Raw genomic sequence first — 2336 nt, 5'->3', positions numbered from 1 at the left:
TGTCACCACAGGCATAAGCATCAACAACTTTCTGACGCAAGTCGAGAGAGTAGGCTTTCATAGCGACCAGTTATCAGTAGAATTGCTCTCTCCTAAGTGTACTGGACTGGACTGATAACCGCTATATTAGACTACTTTTCAGCAGAGATGCTAGCACTGGACTGAAGCTCGAAACTGATTAAACATGAAATCGAGGAGAAAATCAGATGACAGATATTTTAAACGATGAGGCGGAGATCCTTAACGGAGTAGAAGAATTACTCTTAGTAACAGATGAAACAACAGAAGCAGAAAGCACAGAAAATATACAGCAGATGCCAGAAGCAGTAACCGCAGGTGAAAAAACAGAAGCAGGAAATACAGTCCTGCCACAAACAAAAACCGCAGTCACCAATAAAAAACACTGGAGTCGGAGATTAGTGATAGTGACAGGAGATAAAGGAGGAGTAGGGAAAAGTACTTTCGCCAGAGGATTAGCGCAAACATATTTGGATATGAAAAAAGAATTTTTGGCTTTTGATGCGGACATATCTAATTCTCATTTAAGCAGATTTTATGGGGATAAATGTTTAGTGAGAGAATTAGATTTTTTTACAGAAGGGAATGTAGACATTTTTCTAGATGATTTGAAAGAGTTAATAGAGGAAAGTCTAGACGCAGAAGGGGCAGTTATCCCCGGAAAGTCTTTATTCTTATTGGAATTACCACCACAGTCCATGAGAATCTTAAAAGATGTTGTACAACAAATGAAATTTTTGTCTACAGTTGATGAATTATATGATATGCGAGTAACAATTGTAGTTGTAATTAGTCGAGTAATGGATTCGGTAAAGCAGTTAATAAGTTTATATGATTTTTGTCAAGACCAAGTAGATTATGTCGTAGTGAAGAATTTGTTCTTCGGTTCGCCAGAAAACTTTGTCAGATATAAAGAATCCTCAGACATAACAGCGATGAAGGATATATTAATAGAAAGTAATATTCCGTTTTTAGAAATAACGATGCCAGATTTAATAGAACACGCTTATGATTATTTAGACAAAAATAGCTTGACATTTAATCAAGGAATAGAGCAAAAAGAAAAGCCATCAGTCAAAGGAAGGGTAAGTACTTGGATTAGCAAATTCAAGGAACAAGTTTGGTTAGCAAAAAGTATTTTAGGATTAGAAAATGTCCCCCGTTTGTAGACGTGTAGTTATGACTGTAGGTGACTCGCGTGTGGGAAAGTCTACAGTTATCAAGTTATTGATTGAACTATTCCTTAGCCAACATCAAGCTGTTAAAATTTATAACCATGATAGCCGTAATAAGTTCAAAGCTTATGAAGGAATAGTGCCAATAGAAAGCTTAAACTTTTTCACAGACAACCCGGATTTGGTATTAGACGATTTACTTAATGACTCATTAGATGTAATTTTTGTAGATATGCCGGGACAGTATATCCAAGAAACCTGTAACTACATATATGAGGCAGATTTTTTTACTGTTTTGGCTGAACTCAACTGGAAACTAACATTCTTACAGCCAATTTCCCATAGAAGTGATTGCATGGAATATTTCTTGCAGCTATTAGATTTTGCAACAGACAATGCTAGTTATGTCATAGTGAAAAATCAACATTTTGATACGAGGTTTAAAGAGTATAAGCAATTAATCCAGCAAAAATTGCCATTGGTTGGGGGCACAGAAATTATATTAACAGCCTTGCACAGAGATCATTATCAAGCAATGGAGGATTTAGCCAAACCTTACTCAGAATGTTTTCATGAGCAATCCCTATATGTGTTGTATCGCTCATATATTTATCACTGGCTAAAAAATTTTTTTAAGACTGTAAAAAATAATCAAGTCGCTAGTATTTACTTAGGAGTGTCAGCAGGTGAGAACATCAGAAATATTGCAGGGGTATTCTGAAGCCGAACAACAGAGGATTGTTGAAACAGCGCATCAAGTGGGGTTAGCGGAAGATGACCCGATGTTTCAAGTCATGGCAACACTTGGCAGATATGAAGAGACAATGATTTCACTGCAAGCACGAATGGAGGCAATGATTGAAGCTTGGGTACTAACAGTCGAAGAGAAAGTGGCGAATACTTCTAAAACAGCCCAATCAATGAACAACACTGTAGTCAGTAATGCTGTGCGTGATGTATTAACTGAACAAATACCGAAGCTGATACAACAATCATCAACATCATCTGCATCCTCAACATCATCGCCACCAAAAGAGATGCGATTATCTACAGGAAATTCTCAGATGCGTTTTTGGTCTATCTGCGCTCTGGTAGGAGGAGTGACAGCAGCCGGTGCGATGCTTGCTTCATTTACAACTTGGA

Annotated in this window: 3 protein-coding genes; all 3 read left to right on the top strand. The window is 37.3% G+C overall.

The annotated features are described in order from the left end of the window. Nucleotides 1-206: 206 nt before the first annotated feature. A complete protein-coding gene (locus LC608_RS36665) occupies nucleotides 207-1187 on the top strand; it encodes a hypothetical protein (RefSeq protein WP_229558185.1) in 981 nt (326 codons plus the stop codon). A 10-nt stretch (nucleotides 1188-1197) separates the two neighbouring features. Beyond that, the gene (locus tag LC608_RS36660; RefSeq protein WP_229558184.1) at nucleotides 1198-1914 is read left to right on the top strand and encodes a hypothetical protein; all 717 of its coding nucleotides are present in this window, start codon (nucleotides 1198-1200) and stop codon (nucleotides 1912-1914) included. Continuing rightward, nucleotides 1880-2336 (top strand): DUF6753 family protein (locus tag LC608_RS36655; RefSeq protein WP_374108505.1); only part of this gene is annotated, 457 nt, incomplete at its 3' end. The genes LC608_RS36660 and LC608_RS36655, both read left to right, overlap by 35 nt.

Source organism: Nostoc sp. XA010 (assembly GCF_020829625.1).
GTDB lineage: Bacteria > Cyanobacteriota > Cyanobacteriia > Cyanobacteriales > Nostocaceae > Nostoc.
Note: the sequence above shows the minus strand (reverse complement) of the source record. Positions and strands in the feature narration are given on the sequence as shown.